Raw genomic sequence first — 14,970 nt, forward strand, 5'->3', positions numbered from 1 at the left:
CGGCCGGGTCCCGAACGCGGGACCCGGCCGTCTTCGCGCGACGCGGGCGGACGTCTTCGTCTCGGTGCGGTCGGCGCGGGTGAGCGCCCCTCCGCGCAGGTCAGTGCCGGACAGTGCCGGACAGTGCAGCTCGTGTGCCGATCAGTGCTGCTCACGTGCCGGTCAGTGCCGGGTGAGCACCTCGTCCAGCAGCCGGATCCAGAGCGGGCCGATCCGGTCCAGGTGGTAGGGCTCGGTGGCGGCGGGCGCCGCCGCGCCGAGCCGGTCGCGCAGCCCGCGGTCCGACATGAGGCGGTCCAGGGCGGCGGTCAGCGCGTCCACGTCGCGGGCCGGGACGAGCAGCCCGTTCACCCCGTCCTCGATCATCTCGGCGGGTCCGGCCGGGCAGTCGAAGGACACCACCGCCAGGCCCTTGCTCATCGCCTCCAGCAGCACCAGCGGCATGCCCTCGTAGCGGGACGACAGCGCGTAGACCGAGGCGTTCTCGAGGGCGGTGGCGATGTCGGTGCGCGGCAGCAGCTCGATCCGGTCGCCCACGCCGAGCTCGGCGATCTGCTTGCGGAGCCGGTCCTGGCGGGCGCCCGAGCCGTGGATGCGCAGCCGCCATTCCGGGTGCTTGTCGGCCAGCGGGGCGTACGCCTTGATGAGCATGTCGAAGCCCTTGGCCCGGACGAGCCGTCCGGCGGCGAGGACGACGGGGGCCGTGCGGGGGGACAGGCCGCCGCGCAGCTCGGACAGGGCGTTGGGGATCGTGACGATCCGCACCGGCGTGCCCGCCAGGGCCTCGGCGAACCCGTCGCGGGCGGTCTCGGTGAGGGTGACCAGCACCGACAGCCTGCCGTACCGGCGGAGGATCTCCGCGCGCAGGGCCGGCCGGTAGCCGGGCAGGTGGCGGTGGTCCTGCCCGAGCGTGACGACGTCCCGGGGGGCCAGCTCGGCGAGCAGCAGGACCAGGGAGGGACGGGTGCCGACCAGCACGTCCGCGGGACTCGCGAGGACGGCGCGGACCAGCCGCAGGTCCGTCAGGAGGTTCATGTCCCGGAAGCTGGCGTCCTCCAGCGGCGTCAGGATGCTCGGCACCCGCCGCAGCACGCGCCGTGCCAGGCGCTTCACCCGGCCGGCGGAGGCGTCGGCCGCGTCGGGACGGCGGTCGTCGGCGACGGTGACGCGCACACCGTCCGGGACCGGGAAGTACGGCCGGTCCCAGAGCCGCACCACGCTGACGATCTCGATGTCGTGGTCGCGGGCGAGATAGCCGCACATGTTGAGGACCGTCCGGATCGTGCCGCCGGTGCCGTAGGCGTGCTGGAGCAGCACGCGGACCACCGGCCGCTCGGCGCGCGCAGGCCTGACACGTCCGCGCGCGGCCAGCCGCAGCAGCGTGAACACCAGCCTCCGGACGAGCCGGTGGACGGCGCGGGCCGGATCCTTCAGCCGCGCCTTCCAACTCTTCCGGCGCTTGGCGGGACCGCCCCGAGCGGTCCCCTTCCCAACCTGACCCACCACTGCGAGACCCCCGTAATCAGAGCAGTCGAGGTGCTACCGGGGCCATCCTGCTCGACGGACCGGGCGGTCCGGAGAGCTTTTCCGCAGAGACGGACAGAGACGACGCGATGTGCCCCGGAGGCGGTTCCGCGTCCGGGGCGACGGCGCCACCGGACGCCGGTCCCTGCCGGCCGACGAGTGTCAGCCGGCGGTGTTCACTTCCTGGCCGAGCGCGCTGCCGCGCACCCACTTGGTCCAGGACATCTGGTAGAAACTCCAGCCGTTGTCCCAGGGCAGGTCACGGTCGGTGCCCGTGATGACCACCGGGTCTCCGAGGTAGGAGAAGCTGTAGTACCACTCGGCCTTGCTGGGCGGGGAGTTCACGCAGCCGTGGCTGACGTTCTCCCGTCCCTGCGCCCACGTGGTGGCCGCCATGGAGTGGATGTACTCGCCGCTGTTGGAGATCCGGACCGCGAACGGAATGACCTCCTTGTAGCCGCCGTTCGCCTTGTCCTCGGGTTTGACGCCCATCCACTCGGACGTCATGATCGCCGGGTTCTCCTTGCCCATGGTCAGGTGGACGCCGCTGGTGGTCTCGTAGATGTCCACCCCGTTGCGGATCCGCCCGCCGCGGCCGGCGGAGATGCCCCAGCCGTTGACCTTGACGCCGTTCTTCTTCACCACGAGCCGGTGCGTCTTGACGTTCACGGTGACCATGTGCGCGTCACCGATCTTGAACGAGCGGCTCAGGTCGGCCGTGCCGTAGGTCCGCTTGTCGGACTTCACCCCGGCCAGCTTCGCGGTGAAGGTGATCTTCTGGTTCGGCTGCCAGTACTGGTTGTTCTTGGTGCGGAAGATGACGTTCCGGTCGTCGATCCAGCGCCAGGCCCCGACGCCGGGCTTCTCCGAGCGCACCTGGAGCGCCTTCTCGACGGCCTTGCGGTCGCCGACGTCGCGGTTGAAGGTCACCATGATCGGCATGCCGATGCCGACCTTCTGGCCCGCGCTCGGCGTGACGCTGGTGATCTTCAGCTCGTTGCCCGCCTTGACGGTGCCGAACGCGCTGGTGGCGGTCGCGGTCTTGCCCTTCGGGCTGCGCGCGGACGCCTGCACCTGGTACTGCGACCCGGGCCGCAGGGTGCGCGACCGCCAGGTGGTCTTGTCGGCCGACATCTCGCCCTCGACGGGCTTTCCCTTGCGGGTGACGACGACCTGGTCCAGCGTCCCGCCGACGACCTTGACGGTGACGCCGGCGTCCGGGGCCGCGCGGCCCTCGCCGTTCCCCGGTGTGATCGTCAGCTGCGGCGACCCGGCCTCGGCCTTGCCGTCCACGTTCGTACCGTCGTGCTTCTCCCCGCCGCCGCACGCCGTCAGCGCCAGCGCCATCGCGGTGAGCCCCGCGCCCGTCCGCACCCCCGCGGTGAGCGTCCGCCCCACGTCAACCTCCCGAGACCCCGCCGTATGGCGGAGACATTAGCGACAATTGTCACTGTTTTGGCGGTCGCCCGCAGGTTTCACCTGCGCCGAGATCAACTTGTTGCGAAACACCCCAGGGGTACACGAAACCGCCCGCCTCCGGCACGGACGGCCGGAGACGGGCGGCGAGGCGGGAACAGAGGCGGGCAAGGAAGCCGACGGGCAGCCGATATCCGCCTAGGTCAGCGGCGAGCCAAGGACCCGCGGACGGCCCGGGGCGCGGTCAGGAGAGCGCGCTGCCGGCCTTCCACTTGGCGAAGGACAGCTGCCAGAAGCTCCAGCCGTTGTCCCACTCGACCTGGCGGCTGCTGCCGGTCAGGTCGAGCACGTCGCCGCGCTGCGCGGTCTCGTGGTACCAGCGCGCGTTCGCGGGGCTGAGGTTCAGGCAGCCGTGGCTGGTGTTGGCCGAGCCCTGGATGCCGACGTTCCACGGCGCGGAGTGGGTGTACTCGCCGCTGTTGGAGAACCGGACGGCCCAGTCGACCTCGGTCTTGTAGTAGCCGGGGTCGCCGGGCTTGCGGCCCGGGGACACCATGGTCACGTGGCCCTCGCTCCCCATGAGGAGGTGGACGCCGCTGGTGGTGGTGTACTCGCGGGTCGATCCGTTGCCCGCGCTGAACGGGATGGTCCGGAGCTTCTTCCCGTCCTGGTAGACGGTCATGTGGTGGGAGGCGATGTTCCCCTTGGTGATCCGCTTCGCGCCGATCCGCATCGTGGCCGTCGCGTCCTCGGCCCCGTAGACGCCGCCGCCGACGCCCAGCCCGGCGATCCGGGCGTCGATCCGGACCTTCTGGTACGGGGCCCAGTAGGTCTTGGTGCGGTAGACGACCTGGTCGTCCCCGATCCAGCGCCAGGCGCCCTCGACGGGCTTCTCCGGGGTGACGGTCAGCGCGCGTTCGACGGCGGCCTTGGCCGACCGGTCGGCGACGGCGCGGTTGAAGCGGACGAAGACCGGCATGCCGACGCCGACCTTCTCTCCCGTGCGGTTGGGCGTGATGTCGACCACACGCAGCGTCTTGCTCGGCTTCAGGGTGGTGAACCTGCTGGTCAGGCTGACCGGCTTGCCGTTCCGCCGCCCCTGCGCGGTCACGGTGTAGGCGGTGCCGGGCCGCAGCGTCCGGGACGCCCGCCAGCTCTTGCGGTCGGCCGACAGCTCACCGGCGACCGCTCCGCCGCCGCCCTGCAGGGTGACGCTCTCCAGCGTCCCGGAGGTGGCCCTGACCTCGACCGGGCCGTCCGGCTTCACGGCCGTCGCGCCGTCCCCGGGGGTGACGGCGATCGGGGTGGACGCCTCGGCGGCCAGCTCCCCCTGCGACGACTTCCCGCCGCCGCTGCCGCCGCATGCCGACGCCAGCACCAGCACCGCCCCCGTCCCCGCGACGGCAATGCCAAGACGCCCCTTCGCCATGCAAATCCCCCCAGATCCCCCAGATGGCGTACAAAGGGAAAATTTATCGGAGATCGGGGTGTACACCGAACAGGGTGGGGCCCGGTCCCCCGGAGACCGGCGCATCGTCCGGGCACGCCTCCGGGCGGGGCACGAGCGGGCGAGCGCGGAGATCGCGCGGTCAGGCGGCGACGGGCTCGGCGGCGACGCGTCCGGCGCAGCGCCGGAACCCCCAGACCGAGAGGCGGCGACGGGCTCGGCGGCGACGCGTCCGGCGCAGCGCCGGAACCCCCAGACCGAGAGGGCGACGGCGACCGCTCCGATGGCCGCGACCAGCGACGTGCGCACCCACAGGAACACCGCGAGCGACTGGTGGAACAGCGTCCACAGGCTGATCGCCGCGTTCGCCAGGAACACCGACGACCACAGCAGCGAGACCCGGGAGAAGAACCGCCGGACCAGCACGTGCCGCAGGAACCCCTCGGGCATCGGCACCATGTCGGTGGCGAGCCTCTGCGCCAGCGGGCGGCGCAGCGGCACCGAGGCGAGGAACGAGAGGCCGACCAGCAGCGTTCCGAGCGTCGGCTGCAGGAAGTAGACGACCGCGCTGTGCGTCATCGCCGCCAGCCCGGCCCGGGCGGTGACGCCGAGCGCGGCCAGCACCAGCATCGCCGAGATCCGGTGGCCGCGCGCGTACCGCCAGACGAGCCCGCCGTACACCCAGGCGACCGCCGCGACGAGCCCGCCGTTCAGGCCCCACAGCGCGAACGCGGCGTAGAACACCACCACGGGCGCGATCACGCCCTCGACGAACCGAGGCGCGGCGTGCCGCAGCAGAGCCGGCAGTCCGGGCAGTTCGAAGCCGTGCTCTGCGGAGCCTCGCGTGCCCCGCTCCCGGCCCCGCCGCACGGCCGCGGCCGTCGCGGGCCGGGGGTCGGCCGCGTCAGGGGCGGCGTCCCCTCCTGCCACGTTCTGGTGCATCGAGCATCACGCTCCCGCGCCTTGCGACGACGGTCCCGGCGGCGTCCGGGACCCGCTTCACGGTACGTGAGGATCCGCACTGCGGACGGCCCCACCGGCGCCCGGCGGGACCGGGCCCACCGGCGGCATGACGCGCTCAGCCCACCGGCGGCATGACGCGCCCAGTCGGCTCCCGCGGCCCAGTCGGCTCCCGTGGCGCGGCCGGTGCCGCCGTCCGGCGGGGCCGGGTCAGGTGGCGGGGAGGATCGGGCCGGTCTGGCGGGCGGCGGCGTACAGGGTCCGCAGGGTCACGGCGACGGCGGGGCGGCGGACGCTCGCGGCGCGGGTGACCGCGTAGACCTCGCGGGCCAGGGTGCAGCCGGGGATGCGGCGGACGGCGACGTCCCGGTCCGCGGCGGCCAGGGCGAGCGCGGGGACGGCGGTGATCCCGAGCCCGCGCGCCACCAGGCTGAGGATGGTGTGCAGGCCCTCGAACTCCCACGGGACGGGTCCGGTGCCGCCGACCTCGTCCAGCAGGCGGTCCACGGCCTGCCGGGACGGCTCGCCGGGCGGGGCGGCCATCCAGGGCTCGTCGCGCAGGGCGCGCAGGTCCACCGGGCGTTCCGGGTCCGAGAGCGGGTGGTCGGCCGGGACGACCAGGACCAGCGGGTCGCGGCGCAGCCGGAACACCTCCAGGGACGCGGGCACCTGCTGGGACAGCGAGCCGGTCCAGTCGTCCACCAGCGCGATGTCCACCTCGCCGCCGCGCACCTGGCTCAGACCGTCACCGAGACGGGTCTGGCGCAGGACGAAGGTCAGCCCCGGGTAGTCGGCGAGGCCGTGCGCGAGGGCCGGCGCGAACGCCACGGCGGCGGTGGGGAACGCGGTGACCGCGATACGGCCCATCGGCGCCTCGGCCTGCGCCGACAGCTCCGCCTCGGCGACCTCGACCAGCCCGAGGATCTCCTCCGCGCGGGCGGCGAGGCGGCGGCCCGCGTCCGTCAGTTCGGCGCTGCGCGCGGTGCGGTCGAGCAGCGGCACGCCCGCCTCCCGCTCCAGCGCCGCGAGCTGCTGGGAGACCGCGGAGGCCGTGTAGCCGAGGGCCTCCGCGGTCGCGGCGATGCTGCCGCGGCGGGCGAATTCGGCGAGCAGTTTCAGCCGGCGCACTTCGAGCATAAGGACATCTTATGGTGAGCATCGTTGAGAGGAGCTTGTCATGATGCTCCAGGCCGACCACCATGGGAACTGTCCCGGCCGGGTCACACGCAGAGGTCACGCGCTCACACCGCGCGACCCCGTTCTCCGTCACTCCGAAACACCTCTCTCCGTCCAGGAGTCCTGATGCCTGCGCTCAGCCCGTCCGCACTTCGGCCGGTCTCGGTCTCGCCGCGTCCCGTAGCCCTGTCCGCCACGCTCGCCGTCAACGAGGCCCTGGCCCGCCGCTCACGCGCGGGCCTGCCCGTCCTGCCGATGGGCTTCGGCGAGGCCGGGATCCCGATCCACCCCGCCCTGACCGAGGCCCTGTCCGCGGGCGCCGACCGCGGCGGGTACGGCCCGGTCGCCGGATCCGATGAGCTGCGCGAGGCGGTCGCCGGGTACTGGACCCGTCGGGGCCTGCCGACCGACGCCGACCGGATCGTCGCCGGTCCCGGCAGCAAGCCGCTGCTGTTCGCGCTGCTGCTGGCGCTGGGCGGCGCGGTGGCCGTGCCCGCGCCCAGCTGGGTGTCCTACGCGGCGCAGGCCGCGCTGCTGGACGACGACGCGGTGATGCTCGCCACGCCGCCCGGCGAGGGCGGGGTGCCGAGCCCGGCGCTGCTCGCCGACGCCTGCGTGCGGGCCCGGGCGGCGGGCCGTCCGCTGCGCGCGGTGGTGGTGACGCTCCCGGACAACCCGACGGGCACGCTCGCCTCCGCTGGAACGATCCAGCGGCTGTGCGAGGTGGCCCGCGACCACGACCTGGTGATCATCTCGGACGAGATCTACCGCGACCTGGTGCACGACCCGGAGGAGTCGGTGCCGAGCCCTTCCCGGTGGGCGCCCGAGCGGACGGTCCTCTCCACGGCGCTGAGCAAGAACCTCGCCGCGGGTGGATGGCGGGTCGGCGTCGTCCGGGTCCCGGACGGGCCGTTCGGCGCGCGGCTGCGCGACTCGCTCACCGGGATCGCCAGCGAGATCTGGTCCAGCGCCCCCGCGCCGGTCCAGCACGCCGCCGCCTACGCCTTCGGCGAGCCCGCCGAGCTGGTCGAGCGGATCGACGCCAGCCGCCGGCTGCACTCCGCGGTGGTGCGCGCGGTCGCCGGCCGCTTCACCGCCGCCGGGGCGCGGGTGCCGCGGCCGCAGGGCGGCTTCTACCTCTACCCGGACCTGGAGCCCCTCCGCGACCGGCTGGACGGGGAACACGGGGTGACCACGGGGGCCGGGCTGACCGGCCTGCTGCTGGAGCGCTACGGCGTCGGCGTCCTGCCCGGCTCGGCGTTCGGCGACGACCCCGGCGCGCTGCGGATGCGGGTCGCGCCGAGCCTGCTCTACGGCGCCGACGACGAGCACCGGCTCGCCGCGCTGGAGGCGTCCGACCCGGTGGCGCTGCCGTGGATCGCCGGAGCCCTGGACCGGCTGTCGGAGGTGCTCGCCGACCTGACCCGCGACGCCCTCGAACCGCTCCCCGAAGTGTGCTGACCGGTCCCTGACCGATCGCTGACCGGAACCGGCCCGTCCACCGCCGGGGACCACCGGCCCATCCCGCCGCCATCACGGGATGGGCCGGTTTCCGGTGGTGTAATCTGCGACGTCGCGTGGGGCAATCGCCGATAAGCACCAAGTGCGGTTCCAAGCAGGGTCGTGCCGCGATTGCCCAGGAAAAGCCGGAAACACTGCGATGTCACGGATGTGATCGATGGAGGCGAGGGGGCACCCCATGAGGCATGCACGGGACGGCGCGGCGGCCGCGATGAGCGCCGCGTCCCGGGTGCTCGTGGCCCGGGGCAAGAGCGAGCCCCAGGAGGTGGAGAACCCCGACGTCGCCTGGGGGCACCGCGCCCGCGACGGTGTGTGGGTCCCCACCAAGGACGGCCAGCGCATCCACATCGGCGTCGACCTGACGGCGGCCGAGACCGTCCCGCAGGTGCTGCGCCCGACCCTGCGCGTGTTCGTCGGCGTGGACGTCGACACCGACCTGGTCGCGCAGACCACCGCGCACGGCGTGCGGCTGCTGACGGTCGTCCACGGGCCGAACGCCCCGATGGAGTTCCGGTTCCCGATCTCGCTCGGCGACGGCCTGGCCCTGGAGGCGATGCCGTCGGGCGGGTACGACGTGGTGCACCTGCGCTACGGCGCGACGGTGGGCCGCTTCTACAACCCGTGGGCGGGCGACTCGATGTTCCGCCAGATCAAGTCCGACTACGTCCTGGACGGCCCGGCCATCGTCATGCGGGTGCAGCACGAGGGCGCGACCTACCCGGTCATCGCCGACCCCAGCTACGCGCGCTGACCTCCCCGGTCGTCCCCGAGCCGCGCCCCTCCCGCGTCGGCGGCCCCTGGCCGCGAGCGGCGGCGCTCCAGCCCCCCCTGGACCTCCGGCCCACCTAGGAGTTGGGACGGCGCAGGGAGATCGGCTCGGCGAAGTCGAGCTCGCTGCCGATCTGGCGCAGCGTCCCGGCGCCGATCTTCCCCTTGCGGTACAGCACGTTGAGCTTGGCGCGCTGCGCGCGGACCAGCTCGTGCCGGACGCGGGCGCTGCCGGGCGGCTCCCCCCGGTCCTCACGGCCCTCGCCGCCTTCACCGCCCTCCTCCTCCAGTTCCTCCAGGAAGTACTCGACGCGCTCCAGCCGCAGTTCGAGCATCTGGCGGAACGCGTCGGCGGTCTTCTCGTCCACCTCCTCGGCGGAGGCCATCTCGTCCAGCCGGGCGAGCGCGGCGTTGGCGGCGGCGTGCCGGGCGACCATCGCCTCGCGGCGCCGCCGGTCGGTCTCGACCAGCCCGAACCGGCGCAGCAGCAGCGGCAGCAGCGGGGCCTGCCCGACGAGGGTGACCAGCACCACCAGCGCGGTCAGCAGGACGTGCAGCTCCCGGTCGGGGCCGACGGCGGCGGGCAGGGACAGCGCGATGGCGAGGGAGATCGCGCCGCGCATCCCGGAGAACCCGATGACCGTCCGCTCCCGCCAGCCCAGCCCCTGCTGGCTGACCCGCCCGCCCGGCAGCAGGTCGGCGAGCGGCCCGTTGCCGAGCTCCCACACGAGCCGGACGCCGATGACGACCGCCGACACGAGCAGCGCGATCCACGCCACGTCCCCCCAGGACCGTCCGCCGGGCTCGTGCAGCAGCTCGCGGATCTCCAGGCCGAGCAGCACGAACAGCGTCGACTCCAGCAGGAACGTGATGATCCGCCAGAACATGGTGCCCAGCATCCTGGACGCGGGCTGCAGCAGGCCCTCGCCCCGGGTGCCGAGGTAGAACCCGGCGACGACCGCGGCCAGCACCCCGGACGCGCCGAACGTCTCCGCCGGGATGTAGGCGATGTAGGGGGTGCCGAGCGACACGATGATCTGGCTGCTCGGGTCGGAGATCCAGCGCCGCACCCGGCGGACCACCAGCCCGACGGCCAGGCCGTAGGCGACGCCGCCGACCACGACCTGGCCGAGCCGGACCAGGCCGTGCCCGACCGTGAACGGCGTGCTGACCGCCTCCACCGCCAGCCCGAAGACGGTCAGCGCGACGCCGTCGTTGATCAGGCTCTCGCCCTCCAGGATCGTGGTCAGCCGCGGTGGCGCGCCGACCCGCTGCATCACCGAGGTGGCGGCGACCGCGTCGGTGGGCGCGACGGCCGCGCCGAGCGCGATCGCGGCGGCCCAGCCGGTGCCGGGCAGCAGCCAGTACACGGTCCCGGCGACGGCGACGGTGGTGACCAGGGTCAGCCCGAAGGCGAGCGTGAAGATCGGGAAGGCGTTGGCGCGGGTCTCGCGGGGCGCGGAGAAGAACGCCGCGTGGTACACCAGCGGCGGCAGGAAGCCCAGCAGCACCAGGTGCGGCGAGACCGACACCGACGGCAGGCCGGGCATGAACCCGGCGCCGATCCCGAGGACCACCAGCAGGATCGCGTCCGGGACGCCGAGCCGGTGGGCGAGGGCGCGGGCGAGCAGCACCACGATCGCCACGACCAGCAGCACGATGAACAGGCGGTCCTCCCCCACGAGTGATCGTTTCCCGCCCGTCCACCGGAGTATGCGCGAAATGCGGACAGGTCCGATGACCTGGAAAAGGACAGGCGGGAACGGCGGGATGTCCGGGATGGGACGGATCGCGGGCCGGGCGGACTAGGGTGAGAGCCCGCCGCTCTCCCCCACGGCCCGGTCCGTCCCCGCCGTGGCTGCGACCGACCGCCCCTCGGTCTCCGAGACTGGAGTGACCGTGATCTTCACCCATGACACCGAGAACGCCCTGGCGACCGTCGTCGACCTGGTCAACACCGCGCCCGCGGCGGCCGGCGAGGAGGGCCTGCCCGACCTCGCCGCGCTGCGCGCGCTGCTGGACCGGCACCGCACCAGCGACGTCCCCGGCCTGACCGAGGACGACCTGGCGGTCGTGCGGGGCCTGCGGGACCGCTTCCACGCGGTGTTCCTCGCCGCGGGGGACCCGCCCGCCGCCGTCGCGCTGGTGAACGAGGTCGTCGGCGGCGTGCGCACCACCCCGCACCTGACCGACCACGACGGCTACCAGTGGCACGTGCACTTCTTCGCGCCCGGCGCGCCGCTCGGCGAGCACCTGGCGGCCGACTGCGGGATGGCCCTGGCGTTCGTGGTCGCCGCCGGGGAGCTCGACCGGCTGCGCACCTGCGAGGCGCCGGACTGCGGGCGGGTGCTGGTGGACCTGTCCCGCAACCGCTGCCGCCGCTACTGCGACAGCCGCACCTGCGGCAACCGGATGCACGTCGCCGCCTACCGTGCCCGGCGGCGGGACGCCCAGGCCCCCGCCTAGGCGAACACCCCGCGAGGTCGCTAACCTCGTGGAACCAGAATCTCGTTCATCTCCGGCCCAGGCCGCACAGATGGGCCCCGCGAACGACTAGGAAGCCTTGGAGGAACCCCTGTCCAGGCGCGCACTGATCACCGGCATCACCGGTCAGGACGGCTCGTACCTCGCCGAGCACCTGCTCGCCGAGGGCTACGAGGTCTGGGGGCTGGTGCGCGGGCAGGCCAACCCGCACGTGTCCCGGCTGCGCAAGCACGTCGGGGACGTCCGGATCACCACCGGCGACCTGCTCGACCAGGGCAGCCTCATCTCCGCGGTGGAGCGGGTGCAGCCCGACGAGGTGTACAACCTCGGCGCGATCTCCTACGTCCCGATGTCGTGGCAGCAGGCCGAGCTGACCGCCGAGGTCACCGGCATGGGCGTGCTGCGGATGCTGGAGGCGATCCGGGTCGTGTCCGGGATCGGCGGCTCGCGCACGCCGTCCCGGGACGAGCAGATCCGGTTCTACCAGGCGTCCTCGTCGGAGATGTTCGGCATGGTCCGGGAGACCCCGCAGAACGAGCGGACCCCGTTCCACCCGCGCAGCCCCTACGGCGTCGCCAAGACCTACGGGCACTACATCACCCAGAACTACCGCGAGTCGTACGGGATGTTCGCCGTCAGCGGCATCCTGTTCAACCACGAGTCGCCGCGCCGCGGCGCGGAGTTCGTCACCCGCAAGGTGACGCTGGGCGCGGCCCGGATCAAGCTCGGCCTGGCCTCGGAGCTGCGGCTGGGCAACCTGGAGGCGCGCCGCGACTGGGGCTTCGCGGGCGACTACGCGCGCGCGATGCGGCTGATGCTCGCGCAGGCGGCGCCCGAGGACTACGTGATCGGCACCGGCAAGACCCAGTCGGTGCGCGACCTGGTCGAGTTCGCGTTCCGCACCGCCGGGCTGGACTGGCAGGACCACGTGGTCCTGGACGACCGGTACACCCGTCCGGCCGAGGTGGACCTGCTGTGCGCCGACCCGAAGAAGGCCCGCGCGCAGCTCGGCTGGGAGCCGGAGGTGACCTTCGAGGAGCTGGTCACCATGATGGTCGAGTCGGACCTGCGGCTGCTGTCGCGGTCGGCGCGGCCCGAGGACGAGCCGTTCAGCCCCGACCACTGGTGAGGCGCCCGCCGGCGGGACGCGCCGCGGACTGATCCGCGGGCGCCGGCCGGGGACACGCCGTCCGGGGACGCGACGGGTCGCCTCCGGCGTGCCCCCGGATCGGGCGGCATGCGACGATCAGTGCATGAGCACTTGCGAACACGCGGCGCGCCTGCCGTCACCCGAACCCGCCGCCCGCACTCCCGAGGGCTGCGAGGAGTGCCTGCGCGACGGCACCCGCTGGGTGCACCTGCGGCTCTGCCTGGACTGCGGGCACGTGGGCTGCTGCGACTCGTCCCCGCGGCGGCACGCGTCCGCGCACGCCGCCGGCGACGAGCACCCCGTGATCCGGTCCTTCGAGCCGGGCGAGGACTGGCGGTGGTGCTACGTGGACGAGCAGATCGTCTGATGGCGGACGTCCGGCTGTCGCAGGCGCGGGGGCGCTGGATCCTGCTCGCGACGGTGCTCGGGTCGGGCGTGGCGTCGCTGGACGCCACGGTCGTCAACGTGGCGCTGCCGAGGCTGGCGACCGACCTGTCCGCCTCGATGGCCGGACTCCAGTGGACGGTCAACGCCTACACCCTCACCCTCGCCGGGCTGATCCTGCTCGGCGGGTCGCTCGGCGACCGGTTCGGCCGCCGCCGGGTGTTCGTGATCGGCGTGGTCTGGTTCGCGACGGCCTCGGTGCTGTGCGGGGCGGCGCCGGACGTCGGGACGCTGATCGCCGCGCGGGCGCTGCAGGGCGTCGGCGGGGCGCTGCTGACCCCCGGCTCGCTGGCGATCATCCAGGCGTCGTTCGACGAGGACGACCGGCCGCGGGCGGTCGGGGCGTGGTCCGGACTCTCGGGGGTGGCGGGCGCGGTCGGCCCCTTCGCGGGCGGCTGGCTGGTGGAGGCGGCCGGGTGGCGCTGGGTGTTCCTGCTGAACGCCCCGCTGTCGGTGGTCGTGGTGCTGGTGGCGCTGCGGCACGTCCCGGAGACCCGCGACCCGGAGGCGACCGGGCGGTTCGACCTGGCGGGCGCGGCCCTGGCGGCACTGACGCTGGCCGGGACCACCTACGCGCTCACCGAGGCGCCGAACGGCGCGGGCGGGACGGTCATGGTCGCGGCGGTGGTCGGCGTCGCCTCCGCGGTCGGCTTCGTCCTGGTGGAGCGGTGGCTGGGCCGGAGCCGCGGGAGGAGGAACCGCCCGCAGCCGATGCTGCCGCTGACGATGTTCGCCAACCGGGAGTTCTCCGCGGTCAACGCCGTCACGTTCGTGGTGTACGGCGGGATGGGCGTGATGTTCTTCCTGTTCGTGCTGAACCTGCAGGTCGTGTCCGGGTTCACGCCCATCGAGGCGGGCACGGCCCTGCTGCCGGTGACGGTGCTGATGCTGCTGCTGTCGGCGCGGGCGGGCGCGCTCGCGCAGCGGATCGGCCCCCGGTGGCCGATGACGGCGGGGCTGGTGCTCGCGGCGGCCGGGATGGCGCTGGTGTCGCGCGTGGGGCCGCACGCTTCCTACTGGCGGGACGTGCTGCCCGGCGTGCTGGTGTTCGGCCTCGGGCTGTCCGCCATGGTCGCGCCGCTGACCGCGACGGTGCTGGCGAGCGCGGACGTCCGGCACGCGGGGATCGCGAGCGGGGTGAACAACGCCGTGGCACGCGCGGCGGGCCTGCTGGCCGTCGCGGCGATCCCGCCGCTCGCCGGGCTGACCGGCGAGGCGTACCGCAACCCGGCGACGTTCTCCAGCGGGTTCCGGCAGGCGATGCTCGTCTGCGCGGGGATGCTGCTGGCCGGGGCGCTGCTGACGCTGCTCACCGTCCGGGACGACGCGCTGCGCGCCGCACCCGCCGCCCAGGAGCCGGAGTGCCGGACGCACTGCGCCGTCGGCGCGCCGCCGCTGGAGCCCAAGCCGTCCCCGACGCCGGCCATCGCCGGAGCCGGCGCGGGAGCCGACACGGGCGGCGGAGGCCCGGCCGGACCGGGGCCCGGCTGACCTCACCCCGTGGCTTCCGGGGCGGTCTCCCGGGGTCTGGCGCTGTTTCCGCGCGGGGACGGACGGGACCCAGCGTGCCCGGCTGACCGATTCGCCCGAGCTTGTCGTCACCCTCGGTGGCGCTGGCGCGAATCTCGGGCCGATTCCGGCTATGTCCAGGACCGGATCATTTCATTGTCATACGGTCAGGGCATGAATCTGCGGCAGCTGCGCTATGTCGTGGCGACCGCCGACCACGGCACGATGACGTCGGCGGCCCAGGCGCTCTACGTCGCCCAGCCCGCGCTGTCGCGGGCCGTCCGGGAGCTGGAGCGCGAGCTCGGCGTGGAGCTGTTCGCCCGGTCCGGCCGCGGGGTCGTGCTGACCCCCGAGGGCGAGCAGGTGGTCCGGCACGCGCGGGTCGCGCTGTCGGCCGTGGAGGCCATCGAGGGCATGTCGGCGGCGGGCGCCGGCGGGCGCGGCGCGGACCTGCGGATCGCGACCACGCTGTCCCTGGAGCCCGAGCTGACCGGGCGGCTGATCCCCCGCTTCGCCCGCGCCCAGCCGGCCGTCCGGGTCCGGGTGGTGCGCTGCCCGGGCGCCGCGCAGG

Annotated in this window: 12 protein-coding genes; 7 read left to right on the top strand and 5 right to left on the bottom strand. The window is 73.8% G+C overall.

The window, feature by feature from the left end; translation table 11 throughout:
- Window positions 1–162: 162 nt before the first annotated feature.
- The 4 genes from DZF91_RS18670 to DZF91_RS18690 all read right to left on the bottom strand — a co-directional run bounded on the left by DZF91_RS18670 (window position 163) and on the right by DZF91_RS18690 (window position 6,484).
- Window positions 163–1,503 (bottom strand): glycosyltransferase family 4 protein, encoded by a 1,341-nt coding sequence (locus DZF91_RS18670; RefSeq protein ID WP_235834395.1) that lies wholly within the window; start codon window positions 1,501–1,503, stop codon window positions 163–165.
- Between the two features lie 183 nt (window positions 1,504–1,686).
- Window positions 1,687–2,922, bottom strand: a complete 1,236-nt coding sequence (locus DZF91_RS18675; RefSeq protein ID WP_235834396.1) for a L,D-transpeptidase — start codon at window positions 2,920–2,922, stop codon at window positions 1,687–1,689.
- Window positions 2,923–3,184: 262 nt separating this feature from the next.
- Window positions 3,185–5,329 carry a VC0807 family protein gene (locus DZF91_RS42120; protein WP_235834397.1) on the bottom strand — a complete coding sequence of 715 codons (2,145 nt, stop codon included), beginning with the start codon at window positions 5,327–5,329 and terminating at the stop codon, window positions 3,185–3,187.
- Between the two features lie 228 nt (window positions 5,330–5,557).
- Window positions 5,558–6,484 (bottom strand): LysR family transcriptional regulator, encoded by a 927-nt coding sequence (locus tag DZF91_RS18690; RefSeq protein WP_117358739.1) that lies wholly within the window; start codon window positions 6,482–6,484, stop codon window positions 5,558–5,560.
- A 165-nt stretch (window positions 6,485–6,649) separates the two neighbouring features.
- On the opposite strand from DZF91_RS18690, the gene DZF91_RS18695 reads away from it, so the two are divergent.
- Window positions 6,650–7,984: a pyridoxal phosphate-dependent aminotransferase gene (locus tag DZF91_RS18695; RefSeq protein WP_117358740.1), complete on the top strand. Its 1,335-nt coding sequence runs from the start codon at window positions 6,650–6,652 to the stop codon at window positions 7,982–7,984.
- Between the two features lie 238 nt (window positions 7,985–8,222).
- Window positions 8,223–8,795, top strand: a complete 573-nt coding sequence (locus DZF91_RS18700; RefSeq protein WP_117358741.1) for a hypothetical protein — start codon at window positions 8,223–8,225, stop codon at window positions 8,793–8,795.
- A 94-nt stretch (window positions 8,796–8,889) separates the two neighbouring features.
- On the opposite strand, the gene DZF91_RS18705 is transcribed toward DZF91_RS18700, so the two are convergent.
- Window positions 8,890–10,494 carry a Na+/H+ antiporter gene (locus DZF91_RS18705; RefSeq protein ID WP_117358742.1) on the bottom strand — a complete coding sequence of 535 codons (1,605 nt, stop codon included), beginning with the start codon at window positions 10,492–10,494 and terminating at the stop codon, window positions 8,890–8,892.
- 217 nt (window positions 10,495–10,711) lie between these two features.
- On the opposite strand from DZF91_RS18705, the gene DZF91_RS18710 reads away from it, so the two are divergent.
- From DZF91_RS18710 to DZF91_RS18730, 5 genes are all read left to right on the top strand, one after another.
- On the top strand, window positions 10,712–11,278 hold the full coding sequence (locus DZF91_RS18710) for a CGNR zinc finger domain-containing protein (protein WP_117358749.1): 567 nt from the start codon (window positions 10,712–10,714) through the stop codon (window positions 11,276–11,278).
- A gap of 109 nt (window positions 11,279–11,387) precedes the next feature.
- A complete protein-coding gene (locus tag DZF91_RS18715) occupies window positions 11,388–12,425 on the top strand; it encodes a GDP-mannose 4,6-dehydratase (protein ID WP_117358750.1) in 1,038 nt (345 codons plus the stop codon).
- Between the two features lie 124 nt (window positions 12,426–12,549).
- Entirely contained in the window at window positions 12,550–12,813 is a 264-nt protein-coding gene (locus tag DZF91_RS18720; RefSeq protein ID WP_117358743.1) for a UBP-type zinc finger domain-containing protein, read from the top strand.
- Window positions 12,813–14,381, top strand: a complete 1,569-nt coding sequence (locus DZF91_RS18725) for an MFS transporter (RefSeq protein WP_117358744.1) — start codon at window positions 12,813–12,815, stop codon at window positions 14,379–14,381. The genes DZF91_RS18720 and DZF91_RS18725 overlap by 1 nt, the downstream gene beginning before the upstream one ends.
- Window positions 14,382–14,573: 192 nt before the next feature.
- On the top strand, window positions 14,574–14,970 hold a 397-nt coding region (locus tag DZF91_RS18730), incomplete at its 3' end, for a LysR family transcriptional regulator (protein WP_117358745.1).

Origin of the sequence: Actinomadura logoneensis (assembly GCF_003428695.1) — a bacterium.
Classification (GTDB): Bacteria; Actinomycetota; Actinomycetes; order Streptosporangiales; family Streptosporangiaceae; genus Spirillospora; species Spirillospora logoneensis.

What these genes read in the sequence shown, in the direction of transcription:
- DZF91_RS18720 (WP_117358743.1), top strand. Translation starts at nt 12,550, where the DNA reads ATGAGCACTTGCGAACACGCGGCGCGCCTGCCGTCACCCGAACCCGCC.
- DZF91_RS18690 (WP_117358739.1), bottom strand. Translation starts at nt 6,484, where the DNA reads ATGCTCGAAGTGCGCCGGCTGAAACTGCTCGCCGAATTCGCCCGCCGC.
- DZF91_RS18725 (WP_117358744.1), top strand. Translation starts at nt 12,813, where the DNA reads ATGGCGGACGTCCGGCTGTCGCAGGCGCGGGGGCGCTGGATCCTGCTC.
- DZF91_RS18700 (WP_117358741.1), top strand. Translation starts at nt 8,223, where the DNA reads ATGAGGCATGCACGGGACGGCGCGGCGGCCGCGATGAGCGCCGCGTCC.
- DZF91_RS18695 (WP_117358740.1), top strand. Translation starts at nt 6,650, where the DNA reads ATGCCTGCGCTCAGCCCGTCCGCACTTCGGCCGGTCTCGGTCTCGCCG.
- DZF91_RS42120 (WP_235834397.1), bottom strand. Translation starts at nt 5,329, where the DNA reads ATGCACCAGAACGTGGCAGGAGGGGACGCCGCCCCTGACGCGGCCGAC.